The 16,185-nt window shown below is 31.0% G+C and carries 12 protein-coding genes and 1 pseudogene; 7 read left to right on the plus strand and 6 right to left on the minus strand.

Annotation, left to right across the window (positions count from 1 at the left end):
* Nucleotides 1-158: 158 nt before the first annotated feature.
* Both ACP6PL_RS18290 and ACP6PL_RS18295 read right to left on the minus strand, forming a co-directional pair.
* Entirely contained in the window at nucleotides 159-494 is a 336-nt protein-coding gene (locus ACP6PL_RS18290) for a pyrophosphohydrolase domain-containing protein (protein WP_426546703.1), read from the minus strand.
* A 637-nt stretch (nucleotides 495-1,131) separates the two neighbouring features.
* A pseudogene (locus ACP6PL_RS18295) lies at nucleotides 1,132-1,587 on the minus strand (ISAs1 family transposase); the annotation flags it as partial.
* Between the two features lie 793 nt (nucleotides 1,588-2,380).
* Here ACP6PL_RS18295 and ACP6PL_RS18300 point away from each other — a divergent pair.
* Nucleotides 2,381-3,148 (plus strand): class I SAM-dependent methyltransferase, encoded by a 768-nt coding sequence (locus tag ACP6PL_RS18300; RefSeq protein ID WP_426546733.1) that lies wholly within the window; start codon nucleotides 2,381-2,383, stop codon nucleotides 3,146-3,148.
* Between the two features lie 443 nt (nucleotides 3,149-3,591).
* On the opposite strand, the gene ACP6PL_RS18305 is transcribed toward ACP6PL_RS18300, so the two are convergent.
* The 3 genes from ACP6PL_RS18305 to ACP6PL_RS18315 form a co-directional block, all read right to left on the minus strand.
* Nucleotides 3,592-4,056: a DUF4332 domain-containing protein gene (locus tag ACP6PL_RS18305; protein WP_426546704.1), complete on the minus strand. Its 465-nt coding sequence runs from the start codon at nucleotides 4,054-4,056 to the stop codon at nucleotides 3,592-3,594.
* A gap of 714 nt (nucleotides 4,057-4,770) precedes the next feature.
* Nucleotides 4,771-6,843, minus strand: coding sequence for an AAA family ATPase (locus tag ACP6PL_RS18310; RefSeq protein WP_426546705.1), 2,073 nt, complete (start codon nucleotides 6,841-6,843; stop codon nucleotides 4,771-4,773).
* Nucleotides 6,840-7,085: a hypothetical protein gene (locus ACP6PL_RS18315; RefSeq protein ID WP_426546706.1), complete on the minus strand. Its 246-nt coding sequence runs from the start codon at nucleotides 7,083-7,085 to the stop codon at nucleotides 6,840-6,842. The genes ACP6PL_RS18310 and ACP6PL_RS18315 overlap by 4 nt, the downstream gene beginning before the upstream one ends.
* Nucleotides 7,086-8,250: 1,165 nt before the next feature.
* On the opposite strand from ACP6PL_RS18315, the gene ACP6PL_RS18320 reads away from it, so the two are divergent.
* The 4 genes from ACP6PL_RS18320 to ACP6PL_RS18335 all read left to right on the plus strand — a co-directional run bounded on the left by ACP6PL_RS18320 (nucleotide 8,251) and on the right by ACP6PL_RS18335 (nucleotide 11,197).
* Nucleotides 8,251-9,228 (plus strand): NACHT domain-containing protein, encoded by a 978-nt coding sequence (locus ACP6PL_RS18320; RefSeq protein WP_426546707.1) that lies wholly within the window; start codon nucleotides 8,251-8,253, stop codon nucleotides 9,226-9,228.
* 324 nt (nucleotides 9,229-9,552) lie between these two features.
* Nucleotides 9,553-10,347 (plus strand): hypothetical protein, encoded by a 795-nt coding sequence (locus ACP6PL_RS18325; protein WP_426546708.1) that lies wholly within the window; start codon nucleotides 9,553-9,555, stop codon nucleotides 10,345-10,347.
* A 179-nt stretch (nucleotides 10,348-10,526) separates the two neighbouring features.
* The gene (locus ACP6PL_RS18330) at nucleotides 10,527-10,769 is read left to right on the plus strand and encodes a hypothetical protein (RefSeq protein WP_426546709.1); all 243 of its coding nucleotides are present in this window, start codon (nucleotides 10,527-10,529) and stop codon (nucleotides 10,767-10,769) included.
* Complete coding sequence (locus ACP6PL_RS18335) at nucleotides 10,691-11,197, plus strand: NACHT C-terminal alpha/beta 1 domain-containing protein (RefSeq protein ID WP_426546710.1); 507 nt, start codon at nucleotides 10,691-10,693, stop codon at nucleotides 11,195-11,197. The genes ACP6PL_RS18330 and ACP6PL_RS18335 overlap by 79 nt, the downstream gene beginning before the upstream one ends.
* Before the next feature lie 101 nt (nucleotides 11,198-11,298).
* On the opposite strand, the gene ACP6PL_RS18340 is transcribed toward ACP6PL_RS18335, so the two are convergent.
* Complete coding sequence (locus ACP6PL_RS18340; RefSeq protein ID WP_426546711.1) at nucleotides 11,299-12,687, minus strand: DNA phosphorothioation system restriction enzyme; 1,389 nt, start codon at nucleotides 12,685-12,687, stop codon at nucleotides 11,299-11,301.
* A 458-nt stretch (nucleotides 12,688-13,145) separates the two neighbouring features.
* Here ACP6PL_RS18340 and ACP6PL_RS18345 point away from each other — a divergent pair, with 458 nt between their 5' ends.
* Complete coding sequence (locus ACP6PL_RS18345) at nucleotides 13,146-14,003, plus strand: sugar kinase (protein ID WP_426546712.1); 858 nt, start codon at nucleotides 13,146-13,148, stop codon at nucleotides 14,001-14,003.
* Nucleotides 14,004-14,694: 691 nt separating this feature from the next.
* On the plus strand, nucleotides 14,695-15,369 hold the full coding sequence (locus tag ACP6PL_RS18350) for a hypothetical protein (protein ID WP_426546713.1): 675 nt from the start codon (nucleotides 14,695-14,697) through the stop codon (nucleotides 15,367-15,369).
* Nucleotides 15,370-16,185 lie beyond the last annotated feature (816 nt).

A 16,185-nucleotide genomic window follows, 5' to 3' on the forward strand; every position in this document is an offset into this window, starting at 1 on the left:
TTTGTTTCTGTTTTTCATTATATATAAACGGCTGTCGCCAAGGTAAAAATTGTTAATTGTTAAAAATCACCTACACAAACAACAGGACAATAAACTAAAACTTTTTTTCTAGGTATATTAGTTACTATGTTTCTGCCAGACTATATTTTTAATATTTCCTATTTAGTATTATTTTCTTCTATCCATAACAACATAGTTTGATTTTCAAAATCTCCTTTACTTGCCCGCTTTTTATCTTGTTCTAATCCCACTTGATTATGAGAAATACCGTAACTTTTGAGTAAAGCATCTACTACTTCTAACAAGTCTGCTATTTCTATGACCAAATCAGTGTTATTTGCTGTAGCTACCTCTTGGGCTTCTTCAATGATTTTCTGTCGTAATGCTTGCCGATATTCTATTTCTGAGAGAGTCACAGCTTGACATTCTAGACCACTTTTACGGATAATTTCTGGGATGCGATCGCGGACTAATTTATTATATTCTTTACGCATAATTGTATTGCCTAATTAACTAATTTTTGTCTATTGATTTAACTCATATTAGCCAACATATATAAAATATATACTAACTACTACAAATATACTAACTCTCAAATATTTTTTTATGATTTATTTGCCAGTATAACCATTTTTTAGGTTTCTTAAAATCAATTAAATCCTCGTTAAGAAGGGGGCTTCTGGTTCCCCCTTGAAAAAGCAGCGCCTTTTCATTCTTCAAAATTAGTAGTCAATTAACGAAAAAAAAATGGTATTTTTTTCCTTAATATTGATCAATTTTAATTTAATTAATTTTAATTTTTCTGGAAAAATAACTTTCTCTATTTTTTGACTATACAAACTTAGGATGCTGCTTTTAAAAGAATAGTTTATCGTTTTATTATCATTTTTTCTCCTATTTATTTTTACTAAAAATATATTTTTATTGTCTATTTAAGTAGAGATAACTCAAATTTTATCCCAATTATTTCCTAACTAATATATTCTTTTTTTAGATTTATCTAAAATACAAATTTCGATAAATATTCATAATTATTGTGTATAAAAGTGAAATATTTAGCGCTACTTGTAGCTATTTTACTTTTGATTTATCTTAATTTAAAATAACATCTTTAACCTAATATACTTGGTTTTATATGAACCAATGTCCTATAATTTTTTCCGCCAATCTTTCTGATTGTAATAGTTTACTACTAATATAAGACAAAGTTTCTTCAGACTCTTTATTGCCTTTTCTTCCTTTTCTATCTATCTTAATAAAGCTTTGAATACCAAGATGATTTTTATGTTTAATTTTTTTTCCTTCAAATACAGTAATTATTATACTAATTTGGCGTCCATGACTTTGAGCTATTTCTTGATATATACTAATTAGCTTTTCTACTTTTAGCAAATCTTTTAAGTGCTTAAATAACTTGATTTTATTAGCTTTTAGCATAATTAAATAATCATTTTTACTGTCAATTATTGTCTGAGTTATTTGTTGATTACAGTGAAGTGCATCTATGGTAAATATTTTATTCTGTAAACCACCATCTCTTATCAGCTCTTGCACTTGCTTGATTTCTAATTTTTTTTCTCTCAAATATTTTTGATTTAATAATTAGTTTTATTTCCTGACTAAATCCTGATACTATTATTAACATATTTTATCCATTCTGTTCACAATTAGTTAAAGTTTTTTTTACTTTTCCCATCAAATCTAATATTTTTCATTAGCTGAATAATTAGCCAATATTATTTCATCGAAAATAAATTCTATCTCTTACTCTTTTACTCCCATCATTACTCTTCCGATCTTACTATATCAAGGTGACTTTTTTAAGGGTATTTCTCAAATATTTATTGGTTTATTTTGATTTATTTTACTAAATATTTATATCTGTTTATAACTATTATATTTTGTTAAAATACTTAAGAATATTATACTTAATACTACCTAAATTTCATGTATTTTACCCCAATTTTTGCGAAAATATTTGACTTTTTTTAACTTTTCAACTAGACTATTAATTATAATATATTTACAGTAAAAATCAAAGAATTATTTTTATTTTACCGAAATATTGTGGTTTAAAGCCTCTCCTTTTAAGGGGATAATAAATAACAATTTTCCTGTTCGTCAATCCTCTTCTTTTCAAGGAGAGGTAATTCTCAATTCTCAATTGTTGAACAACAAAAAGAGTCCTTTGATTTTTTTTTGTGATCCCCGATAATGAAAATGCCCCCCTTGAAAAAGGTGGGTTAGGGGTGAGCTTCAGCAGTGTACCTCACGCTTACTAAAAAATACTATACTCCCTACTCCCCAAAACAAACGAATGCAGGTATCTCAGGGTTTTGGGAATTACTATACTGATAACTGGAATTACCATGTACTTACTATGAGTAGAAATCTTCTAAAATCTCTACAAAATGCAGGAATAATTTTATCTTTATTCATGCTAATTTTTACCCTAAATTCTTGCACGATTAACACTGATATAGTTGCAAATTCAGATACAATTTATCAATATAGAACTATCCATAATCCTGAAGGTATTGGAAAATTTTATATGGGTCGAGAAATTGCTAAAGTAATGGGGCATAAAGGTGCTGGATGGCTAGAAAGACCTAGTAGAAGCAATCAAGAAAAACCTGAAAATGCTATTAATAATCTTGAATTAAAATCTACAGATGTTGTGGCAGATATTGGTGCTGGTACTGGCTATTTTACTTTTAGAATTAGTCCTTTAGTTCTAGAGGGAAAGGTACTAGCAGTAGATATACAGCCAGAAATGTTAGACTTAATTAATTTTGTTAATCATCAGGAAAATATTACTAATGTTAAGACAATTTTAGGTGATGTAGATAATCCAAATCTACTGCCATCTAGTGTTGATATTGCTTTGTTAGTTGATACTTATCACGAATTTGAATATCCACGAGAAATGATGTTAGGAATAGTCGAAGCATTGAAACCTGGTGGGCGAGTAGTTTTATTGGAATATCGGAGCGAAAATCCAATGATTATGATTAAGGGTTTACATAAGATGAGTCAAAAGCAGGTGAAAAAAGAAATGAAAGCTGTAGGTTTGGTTTGGCAAGATACTAGAGATTTTTTACCACAACAGCATTTTTTAGTGTTTGAAAAGCCTGACATTTCTTCGTGAAACTACATTAGGTAAATAATGATAGATATCAACATATAAGTAGAGTAGTTTTTCTAATGCCATAAGCTAATACCAATTTCATAAAATATTGCTACAGTGTGCTTGTTTTGAGGAGTCAGGAGTCAGGAGTCATAATTCAGGAGGTAATAATTTTAGTATTTATTTTTACTCTCAGTAAAAATATTCTGTTTTTGACTTAAAATAGTCTAATAACCATAATAAATAGTTTTTGACTAAGGTTTAATTTGATTTGTACTCCCGAAGTTGGGAGCAAATTTACTAACAGTTTTGGTTGGATATTTAGTGTAACTATATTATTTGAATTTGGTATAATTTTTGGCAAAAATTTTTATCTTTCCTTATTATGCAATGGTAATTTTTTACATCAAACTCAATTGAAAGATAGTATAATGTAAGTTTGTTTTATTATGTCTAAATTTTTCCTAATCTGACCAATCTAAAGACCATTTTTTTTGAGGTAACTTAGTCGTTGGGATATTGTTATGGGCAGTTTTTCTTTGAATATTTATTGATTGAGCAACCCAACTTCTCACCATACTTAGACTAGGTAAACTTTGCACTAATTTTTGTTGATGATTAACTTTCATCATCTGGGAATGAAGTGTTTCAGGAAACCGATCTTTTAATTCTGAAATTGTATTTATTCCCAGGGCTGATAATAGAGAAAAATATTCTCTCTTTATACCTTTAATTTGTAATAAACCAGCAAGATTAACCCACTTAATAATCAGGTCTTTTTCTATACCAGTAGTTTTTTCTAATTTTTCTATTCCTGCCAGAGACGAACATTTTTCTAATAGCTCTTCAATATTTGTAATACCTACCCCTACTAACTTTTCAGAATAGACAGAATTAATATCTTCAATATCTTGAATATTATGTATCATTGTTATCTCCTATATGGGGTTTAGCTTGGTAATATTAAACTCCTAAAGTTTAGGGAGCAATATTATTCTATATTACTGTGATTGCTCGAACTTAGGTTATACTAAATCCAGTTTAGAAATAAGCTTTATTACTGGGGTAAGGCAAGAGTTCATTATCCATTATCAATTAATGAAAAGAGGACATTTTCATAACCGGATTTGGTATGATAGGAATCTTATGTGAGTTGTGAGATTTTAGTTGTAATTAGGAGTTAGTAGTCAGAATATAAAAGGGTTTTGATTTACTTGATTGTTCTTAAATATCTCATAAATCATTCCTGATTGCTATATATAGTAATTGGAACATTGGTTGTAAAAAATTTTAGCATGGTCAATATTAATCGATAATCTTTAAAGTTATGAATGGTTAGAAAATACATTCATCATCAAGTATTTTATGCTAAAGAATAAATGATTTATAAATTCTATAGTGATTGTTATATTAATTGACTTAGAGTATTCTTTCTTGCCTGTTGCCTGTTCCCCATGTAGATAAACTATTTAAACTTTACTTTTTTAAATTCTGTATTTTATTTAATCCTCAATCCTGAATATTAATCGTTATTTCTTGTTTCTTAATGTCGTAATATTGCATTAAATAGCTTAAGTATCTAGATGAAACAAATAAAAAATCTAAGAGCTAATTGCTAAGAGCTAATTATTTAATATAACTAATTAAAAATTATCATAATCTACCTCAAGTAATTCTGTATATTCAAACTCATTTGGGCTACGTTTTACCAAAGGATAAGATTCACCACCTAACTCAATAGAATCTTCCTCACAATCTGGTTTTGGGGAATTATAGGAAAGAACATATTCCCTGCCAATATAATCAGCCATTTCTTCAGCAACTTCACCCCGCCATTGAGTCTTAGTTACCAATACAACTAACTGATTTGCTAATTGAGGAATTATCTTGGCAATTTGTCGCCGATAAATCTCATCTAAACTCCCAAAAGGAGAATCCATTACAATAGGAAAAGTGCTACTATCAGGACCCATTAAAGTATTCTTTTGACTCCATTCTCTAACCTGATCGATAATACTACCAATAAATGCCAAACTGAGGATTTGATTCTCTCCAGTAGAAGCTGCAACTAAAGAATTTTTACCACCAGTATTTTCTACTAAAGTTAACTCATAATTTTCATTGAGCTGAGGAATATAAGGAGTAAAAGAAATTTCATAAAATAACTCTTGTACCCGCTTTTCCAAAGAAACTCTAAATTGTTTTTCTAGACGTAATCGTACTTCGTTTAGTCTCTCAATAGCATCCTGAGTAGCAGCAATTCGTCTTTGACATAAAACTTGTCTTAACTCATTCATTGTTTGCCTATCGACTTGTTTATCTAATACCTTAATTTCTTTCTGCAAAGTTTCTAACTGTAGAGTATTTGAACCAGTTTCCCTATTTAAATCTCCCACCTTAATTTCAATTTCATCTAATCTTCTTTGTAACTGCTGAATATCCTCATCCGGATAACTACGTAATTTTTTGTGAACTACCTCCAATTCATTTTCAACCCGTGAAAGTTGATAACGTAATTGTTCTATATTTCCTTGTTGTCTATCAACTTCTTCCCAAAAATCTACCACTTGCTTATCAACTTCATCCATTTGTACAACCATTCTAATTGCAGTTTCTTCAACATCAGCAACTTCTACTTTTTCCATCCATTTTTCTACTAATTTCCTGCCACTCGAATCCGTAGTTAATTCAGCTCCACAAATACAACGCTGTTCTTCTAATAACTGTTGAACAAACTGTCGATTAATTCCTGTAAGTAACTCTCCTTTTTCCTTTAAATGACTAAATATTTCTCGGAATTCTGCTATTGTTTCTGATAAAAATACCATATAACCACGAGTTGATATAGCTCTTTTTAATCCATGACTTGCTTGCACTATTTGTTCTTTTATAGCTTCAATCTGAACTTTTAATTGATCTCTTTGTTGAGGCAACCCTTCTGCACCTTTAAAATCTAATAAACGACTACTAATTTGTTTTTGAAACTCTTTATAATGTTGTAATTCTTGCTCTATTTCTTTTTGGCGTTTTGATGATTTCTGAATTTCCTGGTCAATTTTATTTTTTTCTTTCAATAGCTTTTTCGTCTCGGGATTACCAATCAATCTTAAATCAGTTTCTAGAGATTTTTTAGCTTCTCCTAAATGTCTAACAGAACGATTTAAGACTTCAATTCCCAATAATTCCTTAGTAGCTTCTGCAATTTCACTTTTCTGATTATCTCGAACAATGTATTCAATTCTTTCACCGTCAAAAAAGAAATATTTGTGTAAACTTTCTGGCAAAATTCTACCAATAATATCATCAGGATGTTCGGGTGGTGGAGACCAACGTCCGTCATCTCCAGCTATCTGCATATATAGCTCACTTTTGCCATTTTCAATTTTATTTTTTTCGTTTCTATAAGCTCGACATAAACGTTTTGCTTGATAACGTTTATTATCATGTTCAAATATAATTTCTACCCAACAAGCTATAGCTTGACCCAGTTTTACTTCTGTAATTGCCCGTTTATTTACCAATTGAGTTTCTGCAGCAAAAGCAGCACTAAATTTTTCATAAAGTACCCAGGTAAAAGCATTCATTATGGTGGTTTTACCTGCACCATTATTGCCATGAATAATTGTTGTATTCTGCTTTCCTGACGCCAAAATTATTTCTGGAGTTTTACCGTAAAACTGACGGAAATTACACAATATAATTGAAATTAATTTCATTGCACTGCTTCTTTAATAATTTTGAGAATATCATCGTTAATTCGAGGAGTTTTTTTATAAAGTCGATCTTTTTCTAGTTGTAATACTCGCCCAATAATCTGTTTTACTTCTGGGGAAGCAGTAGTAATTGGTTCTTGAATATTATTGAGTTTACTTTGACTTTTAGGATTATATTTTGATTGCTTTTCTGAAAAAATAGTTGATATTTCTGTGATTACTTTATCTGAATATTTTGAAGTCATTTTGATTTAAGGAAGGAATAAATTTGACAAACTATTAAACATCCTTGAGTTTATTTATTGGTTTGGTTAATTGGTTTATCCTCACTAAGACGTTTAATTAATTTTAGATAGATTGTGCCACAAAACCCAATGTTAGCTCAACATATTTTATTCTAACATTGTTTAGTTAGTAGGTTGGGTTGCGCTGTCGCTTAACCCAACTTACCAAGATTGTATTGGGTTTTCGTTCCTCAACCAAACCTACATTTTCAGTAACTTTATAACTTTAAAACTGCCTTTAATTTGGTTATTTTTGAACAATATATTGTTCTAGAAAAGTTTTGAGTTGCTGTCTATTATCTTGGCTAATTAAGTTATAAAATATTTCGGTTGTTTCATTGGGTGTATAAAACCGATAAAAACGCTCATCTTCTGGAACTTGATCTACATAAATTAACGGAATATTGACAGCAGAGAAAATTTTAGCTTTGTGGTAATTGCTTTCTTTTACTTCTGGGGATTTATGCCAAAGAGACTGACATTCTATTACTAATTTTGCTTGGCGATTTGTTTTTAAACCTCGTTCTATTATGGCAATATCTACTTTGGAATTAATCCAGATTTCCTAAATATTTTTTGCTATCCAGCCAGCGTTAGGACAAATACTCTTGAGAGTGATTTGGGGGCAATAACGGAAATTATCACCTAAAACTATTTCCAAAATATCTATGACTTTCATTTCTAATTCGTTGATAATTTCGCCACTTTTAAAATTACGATAATCAGAAGATAAGTCATTTAGATTATTAGATTTACTGGATAGGTATTCAGTGTTAGGGAAAAGGCTGAGTTGATAAGCATTTATAATTTTTTCTCCTTTTTGTTAACTATTTACAGCTTATCTAGAAGATTAGATAAAATATATTCACAGTCTGTGACTAAGTGTGAGTAAAACTGTGAGTATTTTGTGAGTGTTATGATAAATATTGATAAAATTAGATTTGTAGATTTATCAAAATAGTTTAACTAAATGACATTTGAAGAAGAATTTTCAGAAGCTTACGAAAATTGGAAGATTGACGAACTATTCAGAGACTTAGCAGAAATTCTTGTAGAAAAATAACATAAAAAAAAGAAAGATTTAGCACCTAGTTCAAAAGTTGCACTTTTAGGAAAGTTAAGTGGTTTGACTCACACTCAAGCTGCCAAAAAATCAGGATATGCTGAAGGTTCTATCAGACAAGGATTAAAAGAAATCTCTTTAGCTATTCGGAAGAAATTTGAGTTAGGAGAAGATGCTAATGGAGAAAAATTAGACTTTCATAAACTCCTGGAAAAAGAATATAGAAAAAAACCAGAAAACTTACCTTCCAGCTCCACTGAAATAAAAATTGATTGGCGTGAAGTATGTGCAAAAATGTTGGAGAAGCAGCAAACAACTCAACAACTCAGACGCAAAGCAACTCAAATAGGATGTGAAGTTGAAGTATTTGTGGAACTGGGGTTAGTTGAACGCAAATTACAAGAACCTCACAGTCAGAATAACGGGATAGAAAAATTCAGGGAGAAAGAGGTTATTACCCGCACTTACGAATATGATGAATTTTTGTTGGATGTTATTCAAAGAAAGAAAAATAAATTTACTGCTATTGTTGGAGAAGCAGGTTCGGGTAAGACGACTTGGTTAGATAAAATTGCTACTTACCTGAAAAACACAAACGATCTATATATATGTATTCCATTGGGAGATTTGCAGGGAAAAACACTGGAAGAGTACATTCTGAAAAAGTGGTTGCTAAATGCGATGTCGTTCATAGATTTAGATATTGACTCGGAAACTGTGGAGAAACCATTAACAAAACTATTACAAAAGGATGAGGTGTGGTTGTTGCTTGATGGTGTTGATGAAATAGGAGAAACTTCCGCAGCAAAAACTCTAAGAAATATTCAACAACAACTTACTGGTTTCTTAAGTGCAGCGCAAGTTTTTTTAACTTGTCGCACAAATGTTTGGGATGTTAATTTTAATAATCCTCTTAGTGGTTTTGTAAGTTTCAAAACTTTGGAGTTTAAATTTGAACAAGTTGATGATTTTGTTCATCAGTGGTTTGTTAAAGCTGAGAATGAAAAACTGGGTAAAAAGTTGGAGCAAAAGTTAAAATAGTCGCGCCATGAAAGGATTTATGATTTGGTGATAAATCCTCTGAGGTTATCGTTGTTGTGTCAGATTTTTTATTTTGATGAAAATGCAGAGTTCCCAGAAACAAAAGCAGGACTTTATCAACGGTTTATCCGGTATTTTTATGAGTGAAAGCCGGAAAAAATAGGTATTGATTTGAATATTCAGCTTAATTTAAAAAATCAACTTCATCAAGCTTTAGGTAGGGTGGCTTTAGCAGGTTTAGATAGTTCGGAAAAGTTTCGGTTGTCTGAGAGTTTAATTCACAAATAAATTCAGGATGATAGTCTGTTAAAGTTTGCTTTAGATTTGGATTGGTTAGTTTTAGTAGATGGAGAAGTTAAGACAGATAAAGTTTATACGTTTTTACATCCAACTTTTCAAGAATATTTTGCTAGTCTTGTCATTCCTAACTGGGAGTTTTTGTTTAATCATATTCCTGGAGATGTATCAAACTCAACCTACCGAATTTTTGATTCATATTGGCAAGAAGTAGCTTTGATGTGGATGGAAAGTAATCATTTTTCAGCAGTAGATGGAGAAAGAATAATCCATATTTTGGATTATTTCCAGTCAGATGAGTGCTTAAATTTTTACGGTTTTCAACTTTTACCTTTTTTAGTAGCATCACTATATAGATTAGGTCATCATTATCAATATAAAAAAATTATAGAAAATAGTGTCAGTTGTTTAATAGATAGAAATTACTGGGATGGTGAATTTAATAAATTCGTACCGTTTTGTTTTGATGATTTATTTTTAAACACTTTGAAAGTTTTACCTAGTCTATCTTCAAATATACTAAACTGTTATCTTAATTCTGAAAAATACAAGGACAATCGCTTTAAAATAATTAAAATCTTGTTTGAAATATCTCCAAACAAAGAAGCTGTACTAGAAAAATTAGTTGAATTTTTACATTCTAATGATCCTATTGTATTAGAAGTTAGTGAAATTATACTGAAATATGATAAATTTCATGCCAAAGCTACAAGTAAACTAATTGAATTATTTTTTAATAGTCAAGACAAAATGAAATGTATTAAGATTGTTGATATTCTTTTAAAAAATAAGAGTATAAATACAGAAATTATTACTGACTGAGCCAAGATTCAGGATTTCATCTAACTTGCCTATATTCTTTAAGAGAAGCAGGAGCTTTTTCAATCCCCCAAATATTTGAAAAAATTATTGATTTTTTTGTAGTTAGTAAAAATCAGGCAATTCCCCATATAATTGCTATGATTGTTAAGGAAATTACTGAACTAAAAAAATTAAAATTTATGGTTACTAATCTCAAAGAATATGTACAACAAAATTTTGATATGCAAGAACAAAACTCTGTACAAAATGAAGTTTATAATTATGACTTAACACGATATATAGCTGGAAATGAAATTGTTTGGCACTGCGCCCAACACATGAGCTACCGAGACTTCTACAACGCTTGGCATTCTGCACCTACCCAGAAACAACCGATAATATTCCTGTCATTAACTCCACCACAATTCAACACCTTAACTTAACCCAACTTCCTACTACTCTCCACCAATATCTCACCAATAACCCCAACCTCAACCAAACCATTATTCCTATTTGCATCGACGGAGCAAACTTTACTAACCCAGATAACCCCGCCCCAGATATCTATATTGAAATGATAGAAAAAGGTTGCCCAGAAATAACACCAACCCCTACTACAATGTCATCCCTCAAAACCTACTGGCGACTCAACCTGAAAAAATTAGACAAACAAATAGCACTCATATTTTACACATCCAAAAGCGATCGCTTATTCAGCAAAACATTTCTCACAACCTTAAGCACCCTTGGCAGTTCCATCTGTCTTATCTCAGACCAAAAATTTGACAATATAGAATCTATTTCACCCCACTATCCAAATTTAATAGATACTATTATTAAATGGTTAAGACGAGAAATTTTAGAAACTTAGAAATTATTCTTTTGTAGAAATTAAAAACACAGAAATACTTCTTCTTACTTTTTACTTCTTACTTTTTACTTCTTCCTTCTTCCCTCTTCCTTCTTCCTTCTTTAAATATCCAATAATCCATATCTTTTTTGAATGTTTAATAATTTCACCCTAGCTTCTCCAGCATTGTCTGCTAAATCAGCAAATTCTAAGAAGCGTTTTAACTCCTTTCTGAGTAAATTTCGTTCTACTTCCAATGTACTTCTACCCATATCTGGAGGCAGAACAATCATATCAAATAAAGTTGCCCTTTCCTTACTCGGATGAGGTCGTAAAATTCTGCCTCTTCTCTGAATAAATTGTCGTGGATTTTGACTACTTGCCAAAATAACTGCATTTTTAATTGCTGGAATATCTACCCCTTCATCTAAACATCTAATTGCTACTAAACCTTGCAATTCTCCACTTTCAAATTGTTGCCTTAATTTTTCCCTTTTTTTAATTGGAGTTTCAGCAGTATAAGTATTAACTCGATAACCTAATTCATAACCTAATATTCTTACCACCGCTTCCATTTGCCTTAAATTTGAAATATCTTCAGTTTCTACCGAACTATCCCCACAATAAAATAAAGTATGACTGGTTTGTAAACGGTTTGACATTAATGCTTTTAATGCTGTTAATTTATTTTTTGCTGAAGCGATTAAACGGGAACGCTGAATTAATAAAGCAGTTAAGTCTTCTTTTTCTATTTCTACATTTTCTTTTTCTGATAATAATAATGCCCAACCAATTTTCGAGGTTAATTTTGCATACGCCCGACTTTCTGCTTCAGTCAATTCTACTAAAACTGGATAATAAAGATAACGAGCTAAAGCACCTTGTCTAATAGCATTAGCTAAAGTTAGTTCAGGCTGTAATACTTCACCAAAATAATCTAAAATTGCTGTAGTTCCTTGGTCATCAAAATATCTTTCTGGCGTGGCAGATAGGGCAAGTCTTAAACCAATGTTTTTTGGTAAACTCTTCTCTAACTTGGGCGAACCTAAATGATGTGTTTCATCTCCAATAATCAGAGTTTTTTCAGGAAAATATTTAAGCTGAGATTGAAAACTATCTGAGATAAAAGTAGAGTTAGTAGTAATAACAGAAATAAATTTTTGATGACCGGAATGAATATTATAAAGTGTAGTAGAAAGTTGATTTTGCCAAGTATGTACATTCTCAAAAGCCAGAATTGGTTGGAGATAGAATTTTTCACATTCTCTTCCCCATTGAGTTACTAAATGACGATAAGGACAAACAACAATTAATACTTGTAAGCCAATTTTTTGATAAAGTTCAGTAGCGATCGCTAAGGCAGTAATTGTTTTACCAGTACCAGTTGCCATCTTTAAAATTCCCCTGCCTCGATTAGCAAACCAATTATTAACAGCTTGTTGCTGATAGGGTCGTAGTTTTAAATGAGATGGGATTCTAGGAATTCCTAAATTTTCTACTAATATATTCATTTCTCCTACTTTCAGATGCACAATTTTTTGACAAATGAAATCGTAAGTATTCAGCCGTCAGCTATCAGCTCTTGCTTTTAGTTTCATACCATTTTTATGTGAAGCTGCACAGAATTATAACATTCATCAACTGCTCTTTGTTTATCCATAGTTAACTATTCTTAAAATTTGCTTCTATTATATTCTATTATATATACTATTTCTTAAATAGATAAGGTACAGAAGTTTGATATTTTAGGGAATAGGGATTAGCGAGTAGGAAGTAGCTAAGAATACACAACTATTGTCCCCCAGAAAATAGTCCTGAAATCTTGACTCAAATACACCTAATTCTTACTTTTGCTATTAGCCATTAACCTGCATTTATAGGAATATTTAAACATTAATATTTTGTTAAAAAAGATTCTCTCACTGTCTACTATAAATATCTTTACTTAAAATTGATAAACAAAAAAAACATGACTAGAACGGGACTATTTGTCGGATTAATTACCTTAGATTTAGTTTATCTCACAGCAACTTATCCTGATAAAAATCAAAAAGTTGTTGCTGCTAATTATTCTGTTACTGCTGGAGGTCCAGCCACAAATGCAGCTGTAACATTTAGCTACTTTGATAATCAAACAACTCTTCTCTGTGGATTAGGCAATCATCCCATAAATCATCTAATTAAAGCAGATTTAGAAAAGCATAATGTCACAATACAAGACCTAGATAAAAATCGTTCCGAACCACCACCAGTTTCATCAATTATTACTACTCAAGATACAGGCGATCGCGCAGTTATTTCTATCAATGCTACTAAGTCTCAAATCTCTAAAGAACTTATTTCGCCGGAAATTATTCATAACATTGATATTGTTTTAATTGACGGCCATCAAATGGCAGCAAGTCTAGAAATTACTCAACTTGCCAAGTCAAAAAATATTCCTATTGTTATAGATGGAGGTAGTTGGAAATCTGGATTTGAGGAAATTTTACCTTTTGTCGATTATGCTATTTGTTCGGCTAATTTTTATCCTCCTAACTGTCAAATTAAAGAGGAAGTATTTGCCTATTTAGCAAATCAAAATATTCCACATATTGCTATAACCCAAGGAGAAAAACCTATCCAATATTTGAGTGAAGGTAAGTTTGGTAATGTAGAAGTTCCGAAAATTAATCCTGTTGATACTTTAGGTGCGGGTGATATTTTTCATGGAGCATTTTGTCACTATGTTTTTGATAGGGAATTTACAGAAGCTTTGGCAAATGCTGCTAATATTGCTGCTCATTCTTGTCAATATTTCGGTACTAGGCAGTGGATAATCAGTTAATAGTTATTAGTTATAGCAATCCTATTTAAGTTGTAATATTTTGGTGGCAATTAGGAGTCAGGAGTCAGGAGTCAGGAGTCAGGAGTCAGAATTTTAAAGGTTTTCAGTTCAAATTAACTGTTATAAAAATTATCACAACCAATTTAGTATTGCTATAACATTTATAGCAAATTTCATCTCACTCAGGTATACTAATAGCGGCTAAGACGCCCCCACTGCAGATTTAATTAAAATAGGATAACTTAATATCACAAATTTGGAAACTCATACCATTTTAATAAAATTATGACATAAACCTGAATTCTTGAGCAAGCCTTTCAAAGGGGAGTTTGGGGGAATTAAACTCTTCCATCTCTTTAAAAAATTGGTATAGCAATCCATGCTGATGTTGTAATATTTTATCGTAGGGGTTTGGTCTCCAAATCCCATTTTCACAATCGGTTTGGAAACCAAACCCCTAGAGTTTTTTTGACAAATCAAATTATTTACGATTGCCATATCAAATTAATCATTTTTATTTCAAAAAATAAGGATATTATTCGATGAATACCTTAAACGAATATCTGACAGCAATTCAAACACTATTAGACAATAGTGATTTTTGGCAAAAGGTTGCTATTGCTATTATCTCTGGTTTTTTGTAGCGCTATTTAATTATTTCTCATCAAAAAAGCAACGTCAAGACCAAGCAATGGAGCTTTCCTATACAACAAATATATTGAGTATTTTAGAGTTTAAAAAAGATATAGGTCAGAAAAATATTAGTATCCTTTATGGTGAAGACTATGAGCTTGCAGATTTGTATCTCATCTCTTGCGACATTGAAAATACTGATAGAAAAGTCATTAAAAATCAAGAAATTACCTTTGAGTTTCTTTCTACAAACGTGGGAATTTTAGAACAATTTTTCGAGCCACCTTTGAATGATAATTTAATGGGTATAGAGGAAATTGAGATAGAGAATATTAAGCAAGCTGAAGTAAAAAAAAGGTATTTAATTAGAGAAATTTTACCGAAACATCAAGTAGGGTTTCAATTTTTGTCAGGAAGACGAACTCAGGAAAATGAAGAACCAAAATTATTTGTTTCAAATCAAGATAGTAGCAAAGTTGAACTTATTCCAAAAACATATAAAGGAGAAAGAGATGAAATTTCTAGAATTATGAATTTTGTCACCTTCTTGATTTTGTTTTTTACCGAAATATTGTGGTTTAAAGCCTCTCCTTTTAAGGGGATAATAAATAACAATTTTCCTTTTCGTCAATCCTATCTGTTTCAAGGAGAGGTAATTCTCAATTCTCAATTCTCAATTGTTGAACTTGTCGTACTAATAAAAAATGGCGATATCTTGATGTTACTTATTTAACTCCTGAGTTAGTTTCAGGGTATGGAAATTATTCTCCTTTACCTCAGAGAACAATCTATCCTATCTTTAGGAAAATATTCTCAAGTTATACTCCGAAATTTTCTCACAAGATTTATGGTTTACCTATTATTATTATGACAACTTTAAAGGTAAAAATTTTCACAAATGCTATTTCCTTTCAACCACAAAAAAACCTCTACCATCAAGTATTATATAATGGCCATTAATGTGTTAAATATTAATACTTAATTAATCGCGTTGGTAGAACCTAGTGACAGCTATATAGAATCATATAATACTTTTACTGGTACATTTGAAGTGTGAAATTGGCTTAATAATTCTTACCGAAACCTGAATTTTACTAACAGCTATTATCTTTGATCGAGTATAACTTTATTGAAAAATGCTATGAGACGATCGCTACCCTAGTGCCGCTACGCGGAAGTCAGAAGTCAGAAGTCAACCCACCCCTAACCCCTCCCAGGAGGGGAAGTCAGAAGTATTGATTAGTAATACTTTTAGGATGCATGTAACTGGTCAGTTATTTCCGCCATTCTGCACTAGCTAGTTTACATAAAATCTAAAAACTGTAACGTCATAGTTTAATTAATTATCAACCTGCAATAGGGCGTTTCGCTGCGACATGAAACAGGTAGCAGTGCGTAACACTATCCCTACTCATTGTATCTAAAATCTAAAAACTGTTGCGCAATAGTTGAATTAATCATCAATAAAAATAAAGTTAGGTCATTTATCGGGAACAATGCACTTAATAATTCTTACCCAGACCTGAATTTTAGTGACAACTGTTATCTT

This window comes from Dapis purpurea BLCC-M126 (genome assembly GCF_050015975.1).
Classification (GTDB): Bacteria; Cyanobacteriota; Cyanobacteriia; order Cyanobacteriales; family Microcoleaceae; genus Trichodesmium.

What these genes read in the sequence shown, in the direction of transcription:
- ACP6PL_RS18305 (WP_426546704.1), bottom strand. Translation starts at nt 4,056, where the DNA reads ATGATACATAATATTCAAGATATTGAAGATATTAATTCTGTCTATTCT.
- ACP6PL_RS18290 (WP_426546703.1), bottom strand. Translation starts at nt 494, where the DNA reads ATGCGTAAAGAATATAATAAATTAGTCCGCGATCGCATCCCAGAAATT.
- ACP6PL_RS18310 (WP_426546705.1), bottom strand. Translation starts at nt 6,843, where the DNA reads ATGAAATTAATTTCAATTATATTGTGTAATTTCCGTCAGTTTTACGGT.
- ACP6PL_RS18300 (WP_426546733.1), top strand. Translation starts at nt 2,381, where the DNA reads ATGAGTAGAAATCTTCTAAAATCTCTACAAAATGCAGGAATAATTTTA.
- ACP6PL_RS18330 (WP_426546709.1), top strand. Translation starts at nt 10,527, where the DNA reads ATGGTTACTAATCTCAAAGAATATGTACAACAAAATTTTGATATGCAA.
- ACP6PL_RS18340 (WP_426546711.1), bottom strand. Translation starts at nt 12,687, where the DNA reads ATGAATATATTAGTAGAAAATTTAGGAATTCCTAGAATCCCATCTCAT.
- ACP6PL_RS18315 (WP_426546706.1), bottom strand. Translation starts at nt 7,085, where the DNA reads ATGACTTCAAAATATTCAGATAAAGTAATCACAGAAATATCAACTATT.
- ACP6PL_RS18345 (WP_426546712.1), top strand. Translation starts at nt 13,146, where the DNA reads ATGACTAGAACGGGACTATTTGTCGGATTAATTACCTTAGATTTAGTT.
- ACP6PL_RS18350 (WP_426546713.1), top strand. Translation starts at nt 14,695, where the DNA reads ATGGAGCTTTCCTATACAACAAATATATTGAGTATTTTAGAGTTTAAA.